Raw genomic sequence first — 15736 nt, forward strand, 5'->3', positions numbered from 1 at the left:
CTAGTAGGGAGGAACCGTCAGTCCGTCCGTAACGTGTCTTCCGCGGTGGCGATGGCAGCGGCGTTCTCGGCCACCTCGTGGACACGGACGATGTCGACACCACGGTCGACCGCCAGCGCCGTCGCAGCGACGGTCGGCATGAGGCGGTCGTCGGGATCGGTTCCCGCAGGTTCGAACATCGACTTCTGGGAGTGGCCGATCATGAGGGGGGTCCCCAATGCCCGGAACTCGTCCAGTCGGTCAAGTAGGGCAAAGCTTTCGGCTCTACTCTTCCCGAAGCCGAGCCCGGGGTCGACGATGAGATTCGAACGGTCGATACCCGCCCGCTCGGCAAGCAGAACGCGTTCGGTGAGGGCTTCCAGTACGTCGTGTACCACGTCGTCGTATGCGTACCGATGGTCGGGGTCGACGGGTGCCGAGAGGCTGTGCATCAGCACGGCTGGGACGTCGAAGTCGGCGACCACGCGACGCATCGCGGCGTCTTCGAGCCCGGTCACGTCGTTCACCAGGTCCGCGCCGGCCTCCAACGCCGCCTCGGCGACCGGTGGCTTCCGCGTATCGATCGATATCAACGCATTGAGGTCGTCGAGTCGCTCGATGACCGGGAGGACACGGTCGCGTTCCCTGGCGGCCGAAACCGGCTCGGCCCCCGGTCGAGTGGACTCCCCACCGACGTCCACGATCCCCGCCCCGGCCGCGACCATCCCCTCGGCCCGGTCGACCGCGGACTGAACGGCTCGATAGTCGCCACCGTCGTGAAACGAATCCGGTGTCACGTTCAGGATCCCCATGACCGTGGTTTCCTCGTCCCAGGGGTATCCGCTGGCGGTTCCCGCGGTATCCCCTCCGACCCCGGAATCGAGTTCGAGGGCCCCGCTCAACTCCGCAGCGAGAGCTCCCTCGCCTCGGTCACGCAGTCGCTGAACGAGCCTCCGGAAGTGACTGCGACTCCCCGAGAGAACCACACTGATCTGTTCGTGGTCGAGAACGCCGGAGACGGCACACGAACCGCCGATCGAGAGCATGACCTTCTCGAGGGTAGCGGCCTCCTCGCGCCGGACCTGTATTCGAAGGGTACGATGGACGAGTCGGTCGACGTGTTCGTCCCGCTCTTTCGTCGGTACGTCCGAATTTCTCAGTGCCGACCGAGCGCGCCTCGTCGAACTCGTCGAGAGCGGCGTCGTCGTTCGCGTCCACCGGTCACGGGCCTCGGCGACGGCGTACAACGAACCCGTCGTCACGACGCAATCGTCGGGACCGGCAGCGTGGATGGCCGAATCGAGTGCAGCCCGGATCGAATCCCGCTTCACGACGTCCGCGTCGGTCTCGCGTCGGAAGACGCCGGCGAGGGTGTCCAGTCCCTGCGAGCGGTCGACGGCGGGTTCGGCGAGGAACGCTCGGTCCGTCGAGGGGAGGGAGCGACAGACGCGTCGATGGTCCTTGTCCCGCATCGCCCCGAACACCAGGTACAGGTCGTCGTACTCGAACCGGTCTAGGAGGGTCGCGAGCTTTTCGGTGGCGTCCGGGTTGTGTGCCCCATCGAGAACCACGAGCGGGTCGTGGCGCATGATCTCGAATCGACCCGGCCAGTGAACGTTTCGGATACCGCTCTCGATGGTCGATTCGCCGACCGTCGTTCCGAGGTAGTTTCCGACCTGCCGTGCGATCGTCGCGGCGATGCCGGCGTTTACCGCCTGGTGGCCCCCGAGCAACGGCGTCGGCGTTCGAACGTCCCAATCCGGGCCGACGAGCGAGACACGGGACTCCGTCCTCGAGACCATCCCCGTCTCGCTCGCGACGACATCCGCTCCCTCGCTTCCGACGGTGACGGTGTCCGTCTCCGCTTCGATCGCTTCGAGTGCGCTCCCGGTCGCTCCGGTCACGAGACGCACGTCCGACGGAGCGATCTGTACCTGGTCACGAGCGATCGCCTCGACCGTGTCGCCGAGGATGTCCGTGTGTTCGAGGCTCACCGACGTCACAGCCGCCGCCACCGGGTCGACGACGCTCGTCGCGTCGTATCGGCCACCGATCCCGACTTCGAGGATGGCTACGTCGACCTCCTTTCGGTCGAAGTACCAGAGCGCGAGAGCCGTGAAGGTCTCAAAGAACGTCGGTGCGTCGTCCTCGACCGACATCTCGGTTACGTGCGGCCAGACCCGCTCCACGAAGCGTCCCACCGCCGACTTCGGGATCTTTCGCCCCCGAACCCGGATCCGCTCGCGAAGGTCACTCAGGTCCGGGGAGGTGTAGAGACCGACGTCGAGCCCCGCTTCGTCGAGGATCCCCTCCAGAACGCGGGCCGTGCTTCCCTTGCCGTTCGACCCGGCGATCTGGACGGCGGTCATCCCTTCGTGGGGATTGTCGAGGGAGTCGAGTAGGGTAGCCGTCGTCGCCGTCCCCAGCTTCGGGCGAACGCGGCGTAACCGTTCCAAAGCGTTCCTCGCGACGTAGTACTCCATCTCCCGGACTTGGGAGGGACGTCGTCAAAAAGTCCGCTCCGAGTATATGAACGCTTTTTAATGACGTTGCTCGGTTTCGTCCATCCTAGGCGGGCCGCGGTCGAACCCGAGTGACTGTCGTGTCTCGGGCGGCGCGAAGCACATCAGGGAAGCCGGAAGACCCGTGGTCGGACCGGGGGTCGTTCACTCCTCGATGAGCGTCGTTTCGAGTAGGGCGGCGACGCCACGACGGAGGCGACCACCGACGGCCGTCGGCGAGATGTCGAGCTTCTCGGCCAACCCCTCCAGCGAGATCTGTCGAGGCTCCTCGAAGTATCCCTCCTCGTAGGCCGTGAGCAACGTCTCGAGCTGTGGGTCGGTGAGGGTCGTCAGGTCCGAACTGTTCCACGGCTGGTGGCGGAATATTCGCTGCAGCTCGAACGAGATGTCGCTCTCCTCACAGAACCCCCACAGGTCCGAGATGTCCTTTCGGTTCTGGAACTGGAGCCGAAGGGTCCACCCAGTCGAGTCACTCGTGGCTTCACGCATCAGCCCACCCAGCTCGAACGTCTTCGGGGAGAGGAGTATCGTCTCCGGCGTGTGCTGGAGTTGATAGACCGATCCGGACTCGGAGCTAGCTATCGTCTCCCACTCGGCGACGGTGTGGTCCGATTCGAACGCGGACTCCACGGACCCGTCGTCCTGCTCGACGAAGAAGAAAAAGAGGTCCGTCTCGGGGTCGGTCGCCGCCTGTGGCATGACACGGATCGTGGTCTCGGGGTTTGCCCGTATCGTCGGCGACAGCGCGAGGTCCGGGTGGGCGACGTGTACCAGCGCGATGACGCTCACGACCCGTTCCTCCCGGTACGGTGCCCGTCGGTTCCGTCCTCGATCCCGTGTCGGCTGCGAGGAACGTTGACACGCGCTTTCGTAGCCCCGTCACCAGCGCGTCTCCACGTACTCCGTGGGCCCACCGAACGATACGGACCGTAACGTCGACGCCCCTCGTTCGCTCCATCAACGACGCTCGATAACACAGTACTCATCAAGATGCCTGTAGTCGTGTCTCCGGGGGGACTTATACCTTTACCCCACGCCGAATTCTCAGTCGTGAGATAAACGTCTCTGGGGAATAACAGCCCCCTACGAGCGAATTCTGGACGTTTCACCGTCTCTCATCGTGAGCCGGGCCGAGGGGTCGTAGTGGTTTCAGTCGCCGAGTTGGGGCCGGTTCGGATGTGTCGTTCACGTCGTTCGCTGGAATCGGCTTGGAGTACGTGTCGTCGAAAGGAGAGGCGGGAAGCGGTCGCCGTTTCGGAGCAACGGTAGCGGATGTGAGCATAAACAGCACCACATATACACCTGAACTGTTTTGGAAGTGATGTTTCACCGATCGGGTAATGCGTCTGCCACGGGACCACGCCAGTTCGGAGATGCTCACGGAGATAACCGTCGTCGGCGACGACGATACGGGGATCATCACGGAGGTAACGGCATACCTCTCCGAGCAGGCGGTCAACGTCGAAGAGCTGGACCAGGCGGTTCAGGACGGGATCTTTCGGATGAGCTTGTACGCGGACACGTCCGAGATGACGGTCTCGCAAGCACGCTTACGCGACGACCTCGACGGTCTCGGGGACGACCTCGACGTGGATGTCCAGGTCTGGTTCCCGAACCGTACCGAAACCCGCTCGATCGCGGTCCTCGTCACGAAGGAGAGTCACTGTCTCGAAGCGCTCTTGGAGAAGGCGGGAAACGACGACCTCGGTGCGGAGATCGGGGTCGTCATCGGAAACCACAGCGACCTCGAACCCCTCGCCACCGAACACGGTGTCCCGTTCCACGACATCGGCGACGAGAAGGGGGTTCCGGATGAGGACGAGTTACTGCACCACCTCGATAACTACGACATCGACCTCCTCGCTCTCGCCCGCTACATTCGGATCCTCTCGCCCAAGGTCGTCTTCCGCTACCGAAATCGCATCATCAACGTTCACCCGAGCCTGTTGCCCGCCTTCCCCGGCGCTTCGGCGTACTCCCAGGCGATCGAGAAGGGCGTCCGTATCGCAGGTGTGACGGCGCACTACGTCACGACCGACCTCGACCAGGGACCGATACTCACCCAGCGAGCGTTCAACGTCCCGCACGACCCCACGGAGAGGGAACTCGAAGAACGCGGCCAACCCCTCGAAGTCGAGGCGCTGACCGACGCCATCGAGCTGCACCTCGACCAAGGGGTCTCCGTCCACCGTGGTCGAACGGAACTGCGGAACCCGGAGGAGACCACGACACAGCTCGGCATTCCCGAGCACATCGAGCGTCTCAACCCCGACGGGCCGGTGGACGGTCACGACCGGTACGTCGAGGAGTACGTCGAGAAGAAAGCGAGCGCGGACAGCTAGACCGTCCGCAACGCAACGGTCGTACGCCGATCTGTCTTTCGTTGGGGTCGTTCTCTCAGGTGTAGAGGGGATGTGAGTCGGTCAGGTCGTCGACTCGGTCGCGAGTCGCGCTGATCACGTCCTCGTCGTCGGGAGCGTCGACGACCTCGCTGATGAGGTCCGCCACCTCACGGCAGTCGTCCTCCTCGAAGCCCCGGGTGGTGAGCCCCGGCGTCCCGGCCCGAATACCCGACGGGTCGAACGGGGAGCGGGTTTCCCCGGGAACGGTGTTCGCGTTGAGAACGATACCGGCCGCTTCGAGCGCCGCCTCTACGTCCTTGCCCGTCGTGTTCGGATGGGAGGGGCGCAGATCCACCAGGACGAGGTGGTTGTCGGTCCCACCCGAGACGAGCGAGAGGCCGTGTTCCTGTAACCGGTCGCCGAGCGCTTTCGCGTTCTCGACCACCTGTTCGGCGTACGCCTCGAACGCCGGTTCCAGTGCCTCGCCGAAACCGACGGCCTTTCCGGCGACGTTGTGCATCGCCGGCCCACCCTGCGTCCCGGGGAACACCGCGCTATCGATGGCGTCGGCGTGTTCTTCGCCACACATGACGATCCCACCACGGCCGGCACGGATCGTCTTGTGCGTCGAGCCGGTGACGAAATCGGCGATGCCCACGGGAGAGGAGTGGACGCCGGCGGCGACCAACCCGGTGATGTGGGCGATATCGGCGAGGTGGTACGCCCCGACGGCGTTCGCCGCCGCCTGAACCCGTTCGAATTCGATCTCGCGAGGATATGCGGAGTACCCCGAGACGACGATGTCCGGCTCGACGTGTTCCGCGGTCTCGTGTAGTTCATCGTAGTCGATGTAGCCGGTTTCCGGATTCACCTCGTACTGTTCGACGTCGTATATCTGCCCCGCGAAGTTCGCCGGGTGGCCGTGCGAGAGGTGCCCACCGTGGTTCAGGTCGAGCGAGAGGATCGTGTCTCCCGGCTCCAACACCGCGAGATACACGCTCATGTTCGCCTGCGACCCCGAGTGGGGCTGGACGTTGACGTGGTCGGCCCCCCAGAGTTCTTCCGCGTACTCAATGGCGCGCGCTTCGACCTCGTCGGCGAACTCACAGCCACCGTAGTAGCGCGCACCCGGGTATCCCTCGGCGTACTTGTTCGTGAGCTCGGAGCTCTGTGCCTCCATGACGGCCTCCGAGACGTGATTCTCGGAGGCGATCATCGAGAGGGAGTCGTTCTGTCGCTTCCGTTCTTCCTGCAGCGTGTCCGCGATCGCGGGGTTCGTCTCGCGGACGGTTTCGTAGTTCATGGTCGATTTGAGGCTGGTCGTCGTCTCCCTGCATCGGTTCGTCGGGGTGTCGCGAGGTCTCGTCCGTTCTTTCCGGGATTCATCTCTGCCGCTCCCTGGGTATCTCTGAATGGCGTGGGTACTCCCAGCTGCTTTCGGCACGTATTCGACTCTGAACCGTCTCTCGAAACGGGCGAGCGTGAGGAGAGGACACGCTCACTCCATCCGATTTGAGGCATCGTCCGATTCGGAAGCGTCGCTCGCCGCGATCGCCTCGATCTCCACTCCTGCACCCTTCGGCACGTTGCCCGCCTCGACGGCGCTCCGGGCGGGAGGGGCCTCGGTGAAGAATTCGCTGTACACGCCGTTCATCGCGTCGAACTCGTCGATGTCGTCGAGGAAGATCGTCGTCTTGACGATATCCTCCATACTGAGGCCCTCGGCGGCGAGGACCTCCCGAACGTTCTCGAGGCTTCGACGGGTCTGCTCGCCGACCGGTTCGTCCGCCATGAGTTCTCCATCGGTCGTCAACGGGAGTTGGCCGGAGACGAACACGAGTCCGTTGGCGACGGCCGCCTGGCTGTAAGCGCCGACGGCCGCCGGTGCGTCGTCGGTGTTGACGGTGCGCTTCACACTCCGTTGACTGCTGGAGTGATGGCTTAAGTCTCGGTCTGTCGATACGCAGGTCGTTAAGTGAAAATATGAACGAACCGCTCGCGATATTCGCCGTTTCCAGCGTTCGCATAGACGGGTTCGGATACGGACCCGAACGCGTTCGTAGAGCGCGAAAAAGGGAAGTCCTGGTGTCGGGCCGACCGCCGTCTCTCTAGTCGAATCTGCTCAAGCGGAACATATCGATCGGGTGGTCCGTCTCGTCGTCGACCGTGAGGTCGGCGAGTATCTCGCCGATGACGCTCGCGAACTTGAACCCGTGACCGGAAAACCCGGCCGCGACGGTCACCTGTGGGTGGTTCGGGAGCGAGTCGATGATGAAGTGTTCGTCCGGCGAATTGGTGAACATACAGGTCGCGAGGCCCATCGTCGAGCCGGTTCCCTCCGGGAAGTATCGTTCGGCGAACTCCCGGAGGACACGCTCGTCCTCGGCGTTGGGGTCGCGGTCCCACTCGTCCGGATCGATCTGCTCGTCCCGGTGGTGATACTTCCCCAGCTTCATGCCCGGAACGTCGTGGACCGGGAACCCGTAGAACCGGCCTTCGGGGACGGACAGGTTCCACACGGGGAAGGTATCCGGCTGAAACAGCGCCGGGGACGTCGGCTGGAACCAAGAGAGCACCTGTCGTTCCGGAACGGCGAGCCCGTCGAGAGCGTCGGCGAGCTTGTAGTTCCACGCGCCCGCGGCGAGAACCAAGTCGTTCGCCTCGTAGCTCCCGCGGTCGGTTTCGACCCGGACACCGCCGTCGGGTGTCTCGGTCCAGCCGTGGACCCGTGTGCGAGCGTGAATCTCGGCACCGGCCGCCTGTGCAGCCTGGGTGTGGGCGACGATCGCCTGTTCCGGAACGACGAATCCCCCATCCTCCTGGTAGAGTGCTTTGTGTTCCTCCGGAAGCCGATAGCCGGGGAATCGGTCCGTGAGCTCCGCGCTCGTGAGGACTTCGTGTGGGATATCGTGTTCCTTGCACGACCGCAACGAGCCCTCGAACACCGGGTCGTCGGGCGGCCCGGCGTCGATAGAGCCCGTCCGATGAATGATGGACCGACCCGACTCCTCTTCGAGGCCATCCCAGAGGTCGTAGGCACGCTCGATGAGGGGGACGTAGGAGGGATGCTCGTAGTACGCTCGCCGGATGATACGTGTGATCCCGTGGGAGGAGCCGTTCGTGTGGGGAATATCGTACCGCTCCAATCCCAGGACGTCCTGCCCTCGACGTGCGAGGTGATACGCGGCCGCACTTCCCATCCCACCGACCCCGACGACGATGGCATCGTATTTTCCGTCGGTACCGCTCATATCGAGGGGTTCTCTCATCGAGGTATTACTCTTTGGATAGAATAGCACGCCCGTTTATCCCTCCTTCGTCCCCAATGTGCTGGTTCGGTGGGGTGGGGAACGACATCGGTACGAACCGCACACCAGCCAGTTGCCGGCTGGAGTGTCGAAACATCACCCGCTTCGTTGCTCCTCGCGGGGGAACGAGTTCGTCTCGAACAACTCCTGCGCGATCCGAACGTCGAGTCGGGTCGAGGAGTGGGTGTTTCGAAGCGATCGAGCAGGAGGAGCCAGCAACTCAGCGATGAGCGTGTCCGCCATCTCGACGATGGCCTCGCGCTGCGGTTCAGTGAGGGACTCCTCGCTTTCCAGCTTCGTGAATGCCACCTCGAGTTCACGCTGTTTGATCCGCTCTGCGCGAGCGTGAACGTGCATGACGGCTCGCTCTCGTGCGGGGACGGAGTCCGCCGTTCGACCCGAGAGACGGTTCTGTCCGCTGTGGACGGTGTCTTCGGAACCCCGAGTCATGGTCCTCGGCATCGGTTAGCCGTGCATTCGAGCGACGTGCCACCGCAGCCACGCCGTTCGATGGAGTGCTGATCGGTGCTCGCCTCGGACGCCACGGTGAGCGCTTCGAGGAGTTGCGGTCTCGGGTGTTCGCTTGTCCCCTGGGTGAGAACGCGTCCGTGGTCGGTCGAGACCGCAGTGTGAACCGCACCGATAACCTGCCCGGCCACGAACGCACCGCCGTCCGCGTGCTGCGGTTCTTCGGGGTTCGCCAACCACGAAGTCGCGTGCACACGACCCGTGGCCGGTTCGACATCGTCGTAGGAGACGCCCGCCATGGTCGCCTCTTTCGTCCACGAACCCGTAAGCGAGTTCCCGAACGTGTTCGGAGGTACCGGGAGGACCGAACCGAAACCGGACTCGCTGCGATACGTCAAACACCGAAGTATAGAGCGAGAACATCTTCGTGGTCGGCTCGAGTAGAGTCGAGACGAACGCCAATGCCACGAGCTGATCTCACGCTCACGATCCCCGAGGGCGTTTGGATCGGAGAGGTATCGCGCGCGTATCCGGCGGCGAGGTTTCGTATCCTCGCGGCGCTTGCGGACGACGACACAGGCGTCGGTCTCGCCGAAATCACGAGCCAGAACGTCTCGCCGGTCCTCGCCGAGATCGACGCAAGCGACTCGGTCGTCGAACTCGATGTCCTCCGACAACAGGAGGACGGGGCACTGATCCAGTTCGAAACGACGATGCCGTTGTTGCTGTTCCCGGCCCAGGATTCGGGGGTTCCACTCGAGATGCCGTTCACGATCGAAGCGGGGGCGGCCAATTGGGAGATCACCGCCTCCCAACGACGCCTCTCCGAACTCGGCACGCAGTTCGACCAGTTCGGGATCCCGTTCACGGTCAACGAGATCCACCACCACGTCGAAACCACACAGCTCCTCACCGATCGCCAGCTCGAACTCGTCCACACGGCCATCGAACACGGCTACTACGACACACCACGGCAGTGCTCGCTCACGGAGCTCGCCAGCGAATCCGACATGGCGAAGTCGACGTGTAGCGAAACGCTCCATCGGGCCGAGGGGAAGGTCATGAAACAGTTCGTCGAGAACCGTCCGAACGCGACGAAGTGAGCGCACGCTCGCGGTACTCGCGACCGATGGCCACCTTCGGGCGAGCGGCACCTGAACGACCGAGCGCGGGGCGACCTCCGCAGTCAGTACTCAGTCCGTTGGCCTCCCGGTAATGGGACGAGCCCTCAGTCGTCGTCCAGACTCCGGCCGGTGTCCGCTTCCTCGCCGAGGACACGCCGCGAGATGATCGTTCCACCAGCGGTCGCCGACGTCGCCTCGCGGCGCACGAACCGTTTTCTCACCACGTCGTAGCCGAACACGGCGGCACCGAGGATGATGAGAATATCCCCGGGGAGCCGCGACCAGAACAGCGTCTGGACGAGACCCCGGTTGTAGAACGCGAGCGAGCGGCCGGCGTCGTAGCCCTGCGTCAAGACGGTCTCCAGTTGGAGGAACCCGACCGGGATGTCGCCGACGAACACCATCCAGGCGAGACCGACATTCAGCAGCCAGAACGCGCGTTTCAGGTTCGTCGGGTTCCACGAATCGGGTTCGGTGGTGAAACGTAGCAGATACGTCCCCATTCCGAGCGCGAGGAAACCGAACGCCCCGAACATCGAGGCGTGGGCGTGTCCGACCGTCAGGAACGTTCCGTGTTCGTAGTAGTTGATGATCGGGAGGTTGATGAAGAAGCCGAGCGCTCCCGCACCGACGAAGTTCCATATCCCCGAGGCGATGATGAACATGAACGGCAGTCTGTACGGGAACCGTTCACCAGCGCCCATGTATGCGCGATACTGGTTGAACGCCTCGAAGAGGATGAACACCAGCGGGATGAACTCGAGCGTCGAGAAGAGGCTCCCGATGGGGACCCAGTACTGGGGGAGCCCGATCCACCAGTAGTGATGGGAGACGCCGACGACCCCCGCGCCCATCACCAGCAGTGCTTCGAGAACGACTGCCTTCTCCGCACTCCGCCGCGACAGGAGGTTCATCGCGAGGAGGGCGATGCCGGTGACGGCGACGACGAAGAACTCGAAGGCCCCCTCGACCCACATGTGGACGACCCACCAGCGCCAGAACTCGGTCACGACGATGCTCGTTTTCGGGGTGTAGAGCATGCTCGCGGTGAACAACAGCCCGATCGACCCGCCGGCGTAGATGATCATGTGCGCGAGCCCGTAGCGGCTCTCCCGTTCGAGAAGCGGTTTGAACCCGCGGGCGACGAGGGTAGTCCAGAGCGCGAAGCCAACCAGGAGACCGACCTGCCAGACCCGCCCGACTTCGAGGTATTCGAGGCCCTCGTCCCCGAGGAGCCACCAGAGCGAACCATCGATGTAGCCCTGTGCGCCGAGCCAGATACCGACCAATCCACCGACGACCACGACGAAGAGCGCGCCGAGTAGGACGTGAATGAGCGTCTTCTGGTGGTCGGGTTCGTAGCCGGTCAGCAACGGCGGGAGGAACAACCCGATACCGAGCCAGAGCGTCGCGATCCAGAGCACTGCGAGGTCGATGTGCCAGGCCTTCGTGATGGCGAACGGGAGCGTCGCCATCGCGTCGATACCAAGCGCGTTGGCGATACCGTAGAACCCCTCGCGTTCGATGTAATAGTGGGCCATCAGCCCACCGAGCAACGTCTGGACGACGAACAGAACGGCTGCGACCGGCACGAAGCGGACGGCTGCGAACTGGCTCGGCGAAAGCGACACCGCCCCGGGGTCGGGGACGTCGATATCCTCGGCTCCCGGTTCGGAGAGCTGGATGGAGTTGTAGAGCCAGATACCGGCCCCGCCACCGAGGACGAGTACAACCATCGCGAACACGCTCCACAGCATCGCCGACGCCGGAGCTTCGTTGCCCGCGCCGGTATTGAACGGCCACTCGTTGGTGTAGGAGTGAGCGGTACCGGGACGGTCAGTTGCGGAGAACAGCGCGGTCCAGAGGGCGAAATCGGCGAATCGCTTCGCGTCTTCCGACGACGAGACGAACCCCGACGGAATACCGTGTTCGGGTGCACCACCGTGGTAACGCTTCACGTATTCCGTACGGACCTGCCGATACGCGTATGCCTCGGCCGAACCGAGTTCGACCCTCTCACCGAGAGTGTTGTCCTCGAGTTGGCGTCTCACGACCGCCTCCACACCCGCTTTCCGAGCCTCGCCGAGACTCGCATACGAGGTTCCATAGCGCTCGCGGGCAACGTACGTGCGCATGTTCGCCACGAGTCGGTCGAGCGTATCGGCGGTGTAGTCGTCCCCGAAGTAAGCGCCGTTGCCCAGTATCGACCCGTGGTTCATCAGGCTGTTTCCCTGAAAGACCGCCTTCCCCCTCACGATCTGCTCGTTCGTGGTGAGCGTCCCACCGTTCGGACCGACGACCCGTTCGGGGCGGTCGGGTGACTGTTCGTAGGTGAGATACGCACCTGCACCCATGACGGCCAGATTGAAGACGAAGGCGACGACGAGTATCTTCGCCAACGTTTTTCGAGTGACTTCCATCTCTGGGTCCCGGTGGGAACGATGGCGCAGAGAAGCTACTCCCGAACGTGTTCGGTTTCACCGACGAGTGTGGTGATTCCGGGTCGAGGGCCGTGAGAGCGCCTGCAGAACTAACCCACACGTACTCTGCGGATCGCTGCCCGAAGACGAACGGGACCCTTCGGTACCACACTGTCCAGCCTACGGACAGATCTACTGTCGAAACTCGAATCGAGGGAACGGTCCCCTACTGTAGATCTAAAAACGGATCTGCGTACGCCACTCCGAACGAATGAAGGGACTACTCGCCCTACTCACCGACGAAATGCAAGCGTCTACCGTCCAGACGACGGCCAACCGTTCCGGCGAGGGTCCGGTCACCGAAGTCGAAGCGGGTACGGACGGCGTCCGATGAAGACCTACAGTTCACGAACCGGCGACCGTATCGTCCTTCGGACCATGGACCGACCGGACGGCGATATCGTTCTTCACGATGCGCTCACCGTTCGTCTCGAACCGGGTTCCGTGCGGGTCGGAATGGACGTTCGGGGTGAACTCGTCAGCGAGTCCGCTCGGGCGACGGCGTTCCTCAACGAGATCATAGCGGGCGACCTTCAATTCCACGTTCACGTCGATGCTCGTGACGGAGAGAAGTCGCGGTCCGTGTTGGTCTGTAACGCTACCGGTGACGACCCCGAGCGGCTGGAGTGGATCGGACTGCGTTAGTTAGAGCCCCCAAACCGGTGTGAAGGAGGTGCTTCTCTCTCTCTTCGGTGGTGTCCTCACAGCATCACACTCGAATGCTGCGGCATCACTCCAGAACAGCGAGGAAGTCGCGGGCGAACAAGGCGACGAACGGCACCATCACGACCGTCGACAGGACGATCGAAGTCGATGGACTAACCAGGGGGAGAAGCGCCACGCTACACACACCCATTTGCAAGCCAGCGAGCTGTCGTCGACGACCGCTCTCCGGAAGCGTTCCCACCGCACCACCTCGCCGACGATGCAGCCACAACCCGCCGAGATAGGCGGGTCGGGCGAAGCCGACGACGAGATACCACGGTGGCAGCGCGCCGTACGAGAGACCGAGCACTCCAGCGACGAGCAGACCGAGGGCGTCGAATTCGGTGTCGAGCTTCGCCCCGAGGAGGCTCTCCGTCCCGACCCGACGTGCGAGCCGGCCATCGATCCAATCGAGCGCCACTGCGACCGTATAGAGACCCCACGGAAGCCACAGCGCGTGACCCGTCGGTTCGGGAACGACGAGGAAACCGGCGAGCGCGGCGAGCGCGCCACCCCGTGTCAACGTCGCGGCTGTAGCGACACCGAGCGTGTCCCGCAACTGTCCGTCGTCCGGTCGCCGGTTCTCCGCCAGGTATCGTCGGAGAAGCCACAGCTCGTACGTTACCACCCCGGCCGTCATCAGGGCCCATCGGACGCCGTGGGCTGGCGTCCACCAGCCGCCGAGAACCGTACAACCGGTCGCCGTTCCGATGACCGCAACGACGGCAACGAGTCCCCACTGTCGACGGAGTCGTCCCCGCGCTGTCCTGTCGTATCCATCGCTCATGCGACAACCGAGAGAGACCGGTTGGCCGAGTCAGGAGTGCCAACCACAAAACAACTCGTTCCGGGGATATCGGGGTGCCATTTATCAGAAACGGGATGAAACGAAGCGCTATTACGTGAAAAGCAGGCGCAAAGCCTCGCCGTTTAGGGCGGGGATACGCGCCGTCCGCTTTGTCTCGAATGGTCGCACCCGCCAGCAACGCGGCGGTGGCCGTCTGGATATTCCACCGGAATGTTTAGATCTGTTCGCCATCATAGGTTACGTATGGCGAATCGCACGGTCACGCGCACTTATCGAGCGAGGGTTCGGAACCACTCGCAAGTGCGCGACGACTTCGATTCGCTTGGTTTCGCCGCCAGTAAGCTCTGGAACGTCGCCCGGTGGACGGTGGGGCGCGTTTGGGACGCCTGCGGCCAGATTCCCTCGGCCTTCGACCTGCAAAAGTACCTCAAGAGCCACGAACGCTACGCGGACCTTCATTCCCAATCCAGTCAGCGAGTTCTTGCCGAACTCGGTGAAGCGTTCACGGCGTGGTACGGGCATCGAGGCAACGGGAATACGAAAGCGAACCCGCCCGGCTACCGCAAACACAACGACGAGCATCCACGCTCGACGGTCACGTTCAAGCAAGCGGGCTTCAAGCACGACGCCGCGAACCAACGGATTCGTCTCTCGAAAGGGTCGAACCTCAAAGATGGATGGGGCGATTTCATTCTCTGTGAGTACGACGTTATCGGCCCCCGAGATACGACCGTCGAGCACGTCCAGCAGGTTCGTGCCGTGTACGAACACGGCGTCTGGCGATTGCATATCGTCTGCCGTGTCGAAGTGGATGTGGCCGACTCGCCCGGCGACCGAACGGCGGGCGTGGATCTCGGGATCTGTAACGTCGCCGCCGTCTCCTTCGGCGACGAATCGTTGCTCTATCCCGGTGGGTCGCTCAAGGAAGACGAATACTACTTCGCCAAACAGCGCGCGAAGTGCGCCGACTCGTTCTCCCGCGAAGCTCGACGTTTGGACCGGAAGCGCACCGACCGGCGGACGCACTTCTTCCACACGCTCTCGAAAGAGATCGTGGAACAGTGCGCCGAACGCGGCGTCGGTACGGTGTTCGTTGGCGACCTCGGCGGGATCCGCGACGGCGACGACGGCCCGAAGAATTGGGGCCGTCACGGAAACCTCGACCTCCACGGATGGGCGTTCGACCGCTTCACGACGATGCTCACGTACAAGGCGGAGATACGCGGTATCGCCGTCGAAACCGTCTCCGAACGGGACACGTCGAAGACCTGCTCGGCCTGTGGAACAAAGTCGGACAGCCAGCGCGTCGAACGCGGGTTGTACGTCTGTGAGGAGTGCGGGACTGTGGCGAACGCCGACACGAACGGCGCGGAGAATATCAGGCAGAAAAGTACCTCCGAATCCTCTCACGAGGATAGGAGTACCGGCTGGTTGGCACAGCCAGCGGTTCGTCTGTTCGACAAAACGCGAGGAGGTTTCCTCCCGCCAGAACAGGCGACCCGCGAACCTTAATATCCCAACTGCAGCAGGGAATCCTCGCCGTTCACGGCGGGGAGGATGTCAACTACCGACGGACCGAGCGCGAGCGAACTGGGAGACGGTCGAACGAATCATCGAGCAGGTGGAGTGAGTATGGTGGAAATCAGGCCAACCGATAAACGAACGCGGAACCGAACTTCGGTGAGTAGATGGACGTGTTAGTGACCCTCCTGCGCCTTTCGGCCGGACTCAGCGTGGTGCTCTTGATGGGTTTGATCTACATCTGGGGCCGGAACTACCTCGTCTTCCGCTCGAAGTACGCAGCCGGACTGCTCATCTTCGCGGGCCTTCTCCTGCTCCAGACCGGGCTGACGACGTACTTCTACGCCTTCCATCCGGTGGTCTCCGGGTGGATAGCGAACCCGGAACTGGTCCATCCGCTTCCCCTGATGGTGATGTCCTCGGCACAGGTCCTGGAACTCGCCGGTATCGCCCTGGTTGTGTGGATCTCTTGGGATTAG

14 protein-coding genes are annotated in these 15736 nt (G+C 63.2%); 5 read left to right on the forward strand and 9 right to left on the reverse strand.

Annotated features, from left to right (window positions below; genetic code table 11):
- Positions 1-17: 17 nt before the first annotated feature.
- Entirely contained in the window at positions 18-2462 is a 2445-nt protein-coding gene (gene folP, locus GT355_RS06960; protein WP_160133931.1) for a dihydropteroate synthase, read from the reverse strand.
- Positions 2463-2645: 183 nt separating this feature from the next.
- Positions 2646-3290, reverse strand: a complete 645-nt coding sequence (locus GT355_RS06965; RefSeq protein WP_120067606.1) for a helix-turn-helix domain-containing protein — start codon at positions 3288-3290, stop codon at positions 2646-2648.
- 551 nt (positions 3291-3841) lie between these two features.
- On the opposite strand from GT355_RS06965, the gene GT355_RS06970 reads away from it, so the two are divergent.
- Positions 3842-4843, forward strand: coding sequence for a formyltetrahydrofolate deformylase (locus tag GT355_RS06970; RefSeq protein ID WP_160133932.1), 1002 nt, complete (start codon positions 3842-3844; stop codon positions 4841-4843).
- A 55-nt stretch (positions 4844-4898) separates the two neighbouring features.
- On the opposite strand, the gene glyA is transcribed toward GT355_RS06970, so the two are convergent.
- The 5 genes from glyA to GT355_RS18735 form a co-directional block, all read right to left on the reverse strand.
- Positions 4899-6146, reverse strand: a complete 1248-nt coding sequence (gene glyA / locus GT355_RS06975) for a serine hydroxymethyltransferase (protein WP_160133933.1) — start codon at positions 6144-6146, stop codon at positions 4899-4901.
- A gap of 195 nt (positions 6147-6341) precedes the next feature.
- Positions 6342-6758: a Rid family detoxifying hydrolase gene (locus GT355_RS06980; protein ID WP_160133934.1), complete on the reverse strand. Its 417-nt coding sequence runs from the start codon at positions 6756-6758 to the stop codon at positions 6342-6344.
- A 193-nt stretch (positions 6759-6951) separates the two neighbouring features.
- Positions 6952-8094 carry an N-methyl-L-tryptophan oxidase gene (gene solA / locus GT355_RS06985; protein WP_160133935.1) on the reverse strand — a complete coding sequence of 381 codons (1143 nt, stop codon included), beginning with the start codon at positions 8092-8094 and terminating at the stop codon, positions 6952-6954.
- A gap of 153 nt (positions 8095-8247) precedes the next feature.
- On the reverse strand, positions 8248-8601 hold the full coding sequence (locus tag GT355_RS06990; RefSeq protein WP_160133936.1) for a glutamyl-tRNA reductase: 354 nt from the start codon (positions 8599-8601) through the stop codon (positions 8248-8250).
- Positions 8598-8918 carry a CGCGG family putative rSAM-modified RiPP protein gene (locus GT355_RS18735; RefSeq protein WP_476702758.1) on the reverse strand — a complete coding sequence of 107 codons (321 nt, stop codon included), beginning with the start codon at positions 8916-8918 and terminating at the stop codon, positions 8598-8600. The genes GT355_RS06990 and GT355_RS18735 overlap by 4 nt, the downstream gene beginning before the upstream one ends.
- A 162-nt stretch (positions 8919-9080) precedes the next feature.
- Here GT355_RS18735 and GT355_RS06995 point away from each other — a divergent pair, with 162 nt between their 5' ends.
- On the forward strand, positions 9081-9722 hold the full coding sequence (locus GT355_RS06995) for a helix-turn-helix domain-containing protein (protein ID WP_160133937.1): 642 nt from the start codon (positions 9081-9083) through the stop codon (positions 9720-9722).
- A 125-nt stretch (positions 9723-9847) separates the two neighbouring features.
- On the opposite strand, the gene GT355_RS07000 is transcribed toward GT355_RS06995, so the two are convergent.
- Complete coding sequence (locus GT355_RS07000) at positions 9848-12163, reverse strand: nitric-oxide reductase large subunit (RefSeq protein WP_160133938.1); 2316 nt, start codon at positions 12161-12163, stop codon at positions 9848-9850.
- 390 nt (positions 12164-12553) lie between these two features.
- Here GT355_RS07000 and GT355_RS07005 point away from each other — a divergent pair, with 390 nt between their 5' ends.
- Positions 12554-12868 carry a hypothetical protein gene (locus GT355_RS07005; protein ID WP_160133939.1) on the forward strand — a complete coding sequence of 105 codons (315 nt, stop codon included), beginning with the start codon at positions 12554-12556 and terminating at the stop codon, positions 12866-12868.
- Between the two features lie 85 nt (positions 12869-12953).
- Here GT355_RS07005 and GT355_RS07010 read toward each other — a convergent pair whose 3' ends face one another.
- Positions 12954-13568 (reverse strand): CDP-alcohol phosphatidyltransferase family protein, encoded by a 615-nt coding sequence (locus GT355_RS07010; protein ID WP_240145745.1) that lies wholly within the window; start codon positions 13566-13568, stop codon positions 12954-12956.
- Positions 13569-13979: 411 nt separating this feature from the next.
- On the opposite strand from GT355_RS07010, the gene GT355_RS07015 reads away from it, so the two are divergent.
- Complete coding sequence (locus tag GT355_RS07015; RefSeq protein WP_160133941.1) at positions 13980-15248, forward strand: RNA-guided endonuclease InsQ/TnpB family protein; 1269 nt, start codon at positions 13980-13982, stop codon at positions 15246-15248.
- 176 nt (positions 15249-15424) lie between these two features.
- Entirely contained in the window at positions 15425-15736 is a 312-nt protein-coding gene (locus GT355_RS07020; RefSeq protein ID WP_160133942.1) for a DUF8036 family membrane protein, read from the forward strand.

The sequence above is a fragment of the Halococcus salsus genome, from assembly GCF_009900715.1.
In the GTDB taxonomy this organism is placed as follows: Archaea; Halobacteriota; Halobacteria; order Halobacteriales; family Halococcaceae; genus Halococcus; species Halococcus salsus.